Origin of the sequence: Vibrio sp. A11, assembly GCF_013048705.1 — a bacterium.
Taxonomy (GTDB): domain Bacteria; phylum Pseudomonadota; class Gammaproteobacteria; order Enterobacterales; family Vibrionaceae; genus Vibrio; species Vibrio metschnikovii.
The window spans coordinates 1-3,820 of record NZ_VHSI01000039.1 but is presented as its reverse complement, the minus strand read 5'-3'; the positions used below and the strand labels follow the sequence as shown (position 1 = coordinate 3,820).

Below are 3,820 nucleotides of genomic sequence, written 5' to 3'. Positions count from 1 at the left end.
TTGGTTGAGGCACACGTAAGTCAAATGGAATACCACCATGATTAATCACGGCTTTTGCAAAAATTTTAATAGCTTGTGATGTACTAAGACCCATTTCGTCACAGATGCTAGTAAAAGCAACTTTGGTATCATGGTCTATACGAGTACTTAGCATTTCTGTTCTCATAACAGCACCTTTAGTTGTACAATGTATTACATAGTTAAACGTTAGTATAATGGCACATAACAAACGCTTCAAGAGGGACTTCCAACGCGTGGCATTTTTATTATGCGTTGACTTTGGTGGTTTCAGTGTTATGCGGAAACTTGGTAGTAGCGTTGTCAGCCCCTTAAGCGGGCGTTATGCCTCCCGAGTGCGTCAGGAAGAGATAGATGAAACAACATGAAATAGAACAAAAAACTTACATACTGCTCAATGGCATAGAAGTTAGCTCAGGTATATCACTCTCCGACAGTATGAAGTTGATGCCTGCAGATACATCACACCTTGATTTTAATACAGCTCTTTCAGCATGCTCGCAAGCGGATGACATAGCTGTTGTTGCGGCATTTATTCCTAGGATTACTGCTCAGCTTGAAATAAAAGCGTCTACACAAAAAGATCTAGCAATTAAAGCTTGGAACTCTTCGTGGGATATACTTCTACTCAGTGCTATCTTCAACACAGAGATAGGGTTTAATCTTCAATCAAGTTCGGAAGCAAGTTTAATCTCTGAAAAAACTAATCTGCATGCGACGAATTTATACTTTAAAGGTTTAACTCAAGCTTTACCGTATAAATTGAGTGTCGAAGACACTGATTGGATTATAAATCACTTTCATGATGCTCAATTACTATTGGATAATGATAAATTTCAAACAGCTGTACATTGTTTAGCATCTTATAGGTGGCACTCAATGCCAAGAATACAGATGGCTGTCCTTTGGGCTGGTATTGAGGGTATGTTTGGGGCTAGCTCTGAAATTAGGTTTCGAATTAGCCTTTATATAGCACGTTTTCTTCATCCTAATGATAGTGAATTACGAAAGGAAAAATTTGAACTGGTAAAAAGACTATATAATTCAAGGTCATCTGCAGTCCATGGTTCAAAGATCAAAGGTGATCTTGCACAATCTGTGGATGTTTCAGCTGAGATTTTGCGAGAACTTATTCGTCAAACAGTATTAAATAAAGAACTACCTAAAGAAAATGATCTCGTGCCATAAATATTAGAGGCATAACAAAGCATTTAAGAGTGATTCGCAACGCTTGGCAGTTTCGCTTCGCTCAAGTATAGCCAAGCGCTGCTCACACCTTAATGCGGCGTTATGCTTAATCCATAAAAATCAGTAGTTTGTGGTTGTCTATTCCTTTGGCATTTCGTTCAGGTTTTGTCGGCAATTCAATATTGTTTTTCGCTGTCTAACGAAGCGGCAATGTATCTGGCGCTGTAACTTCTGAGTGATTGCCTCATTGAAATGTTGAGTCTGCGCGGGGTTAGTATTGTTGGCTCAAGTCGCTTTGAGCAGTTTGGTGCCTTTACTTACAGGCTTAAAGTCTGTCGGCAATTGAGCATTGTTTTGCGCTACCTAATGAAACAGCAATGTGTTTGCCGCTGTAAATTCCAAGTTATTGCCTCATTGGAATATTGAGTTCTGCGCGAGTTGAGTTTTGCTCTTTCAAGTCGTTTTGAGCAGTTTGGTGCCTTTACTTACAGGCTGAAAGTCAGTCGGCAATTGAGCATTGTTTTTCGCTGCCTAATGAAACGGCAATGTGTCTGTCGCTGTAAATTTCAGTGTTATTGCCTCATTGAGTTGTCGTGCCCATGTGTGGTGAGTGGGTTTGTCGGAGAGGTTTTCTACATTGGCCTAGTTACTAAATGAAAGCCTGCATTGGTCAGTTCATAGGTAAAAGTTGAGTCAGTTCTAGTTCAAGAAAATTCGAAGTTTGGTCAATGATTTCAGTGGGTTATTCTTGAGTTGGTTCAAATGTAAAGTGTTGAAGCTTAAGCATAACAAACGCCTCAAAGGGACTGCCAACGCGTGGCGTTTCCAGTCCCATTGAGTCGCGGTGGTTACGGCTGTTGCGTTTGAGTTTAGTGGTGATGCGTTGTCAGCCCATTAGGCGGGCGTTATGTGCTATCATTCACGCCTTTCAATTAACGGTGTTTTTTATGAAACTTATTCCTCTTTTAAAGCAGCCACGCATTCACTGACGGCATAGTGTTATTTCAATAATTCTTATTATTTAACATTAGCTTGAGGTTTAGTCTGCACAAGAAGCATTGGTCAAAATTTCAGTTACTCCATGAGGTAGTAACTAACCCTAATATTTCTATCAAAGGCACTCATAGTTATTACAGTGACTGCTGGGACAATGGATTTGAGGAATCTGTTGTTCGGTATCTTCATGGTGATGAAGTGAGTCGTGAATGGGAACCTAGGTGGGAAATCGATAAACTCCATATTGGTGATTACGTTTGCATCGGCGCAGAGGCAGTTATCTTAATGGGTGGTAATCATACCCATAGGGCGGATTGGTTCTGTTTATATCCATTTATGGACTACATTGATGAGGCGTATATAGGCAAAGGTGATACCTTTATCCATGATGGTGCATGGCTTGGGATGAGATCAATGGTTATGCCTGGTGTGACAATCGGAGAAGGAGCCATAGTTGCTGCAAATAGCGTGGTAACTAAAGATGTTGCCCCTTATAGTGTTGTTGGTGGCACGCCTGCCAAATTAGTCAAATATCGCTTTGACGAATCGGTAATTGCCGAACTGTTGAAAATGCAAATCTATGATTGGCCCACAGAGAAGTTTGAAGCCTTAAAGCGATATCTATGTGCATCAGACATTCAACAACTAAAGAGCGCAGCAGCAGCTTACGATGTTGAAAAATAGCACATAACAAACGCTTCAAGAGGGACAGCCAACGCGTGGCATTTTTGCTATGCGTTGGTTTTGGTGATTACGGTGTTATGCGGTAAGTTGGTAGTAGCGTTGTCTGCCCCTTAAGCGGGCGTTATGCTTTATTGAGCCTCAGCAAAATCAATATATAAATTTTAATGGGAAAACTCAGTCTGATTTAGAAATTTTCCTATTCTAATTCATTGATATTATGAGTTTATTGTTCTTTTTTGTGGCTATTGAAAGTTGAACGATGCTTTTGTGTTTTTGTCGGGTTTTGCTCTGATAAATTGTGTACACAAAAGGTTCGATTGTTGCTGAAAAGTCTCTTTCTTTGTTGTTGCTGGTTCATTGATTCCACCGGCTATTTCGCTTCAACTTGTTTGGGATCTCATTGGCATCTAGTTTGCTGACAGTGTTTGGTTAGCGCAAGTTTATCGGCGAATGTGCGTTTTTGTCCGGCTCTGCTCTGATAAATTTTGTTCGTAAAAGGCTCAATTGTTGCTGAAAGATCTCTTCCTTTGGTGTTGTTGACCCCTTGATTCCACAGGCTAATTCGCTTCAACTTGTTTGGGATCTTATCGACAACAATGATTGCTGAAAGTAGGTTGGTTTGTCATTTTGAGTTAAACTGCTGCGAACTAATGAACATTGTAAAAGTTCAATGTAATCAATAGGTAATAAAGCATAACAAACGCTTCAAGAGGGACTTCCAACGCGTGGCATTTTCATTATGCGTTGGTTTTTGTGGTTACGGTGTTATGCGGAAACTTGGTAGTAGCGTTGTCAGCCCCTTAAGCGGGCGTTAGGCGATACTAGACATCGACAGGCATTGATGGTGATAATGCCTTCCTTTGTTATCAATCTCTAAATTTATATTTGGCTCATAATCAAAGGTTACAATCGATGCGTACTCCATTCCGTTTTA

At 40.3% G+C, this 3,820-nt stretch carries 5 protein-coding genes; 4 read left to right on the top strand and 1 reads right to left on the bottom strand.

The window, feature by feature from the left end; all coding sequences use genetic code 11:
• Positions 1 to 166, bottom strand: a 166-nt coding sequence (locus tag FKQ60_RS17055; protein WP_170906805.1) for a type II toxin-antitoxin system RelB/DinJ family antitoxin, incomplete at its 3' end; no start/stop codon positions are given.
• Positions 167 to 372: 206 nt separating this feature from the next.
• Here FKQ60_RS17055 and FKQ60_RS17045 point away from each other — a divergent pair.
• The 4 genes from FKQ60_RS17045 to FKQ60_RS17030 all read left to right on the top strand — a co-directional run bounded on the left by FKQ60_RS17045 (position 373) and on the right by FKQ60_RS17030 (position 2,886).
• Positions 373 to 1,206: a HEPN domain-containing protein gene (locus FKQ60_RS17045; RefSeq protein WP_154171026.1), complete on the top strand. Its 834-nt coding sequence runs from the start codon at positions 373 to 375 to the stop codon at positions 1,204 to 1,206.
• A 252-nt stretch (positions 1,207 to 1,458) separates the two neighbouring features.
• Positions 1,459 to 1,632, top strand: coding sequence for a DUF3709 domain-containing protein (locus FKQ60_RS17040; RefSeq protein WP_170906804.1), 174 nt, complete (start codon positions 1,459 to 1,461; stop codon positions 1,630 to 1,632).
• 3 nt (positions 1,633 to 1,635) lie between these two features.
• Positions 1,636 to 1,863: a DUF3709 domain-containing protein gene (locus FKQ60_RS17035; protein ID WP_170906806.1), complete on the top strand. Its 228-nt coding sequence runs from the start codon at positions 1,636 to 1,638 to the stop codon at positions 1,861 to 1,863.
• A 387-nt stretch (positions 1,864 to 2,250) separates the two neighbouring features.
• Complete coding sequence (locus tag FKQ60_RS17030; RefSeq protein ID WP_154171263.1) at positions 2,251 to 2,886, top strand: CatB-related O-acetyltransferase; 636 nt, start codon at positions 2,251 to 2,253, stop codon at positions 2,884 to 2,886.
• The last annotated feature ends 934 nt before the right edge of the window (positions 2,887 to 3,820 follow it).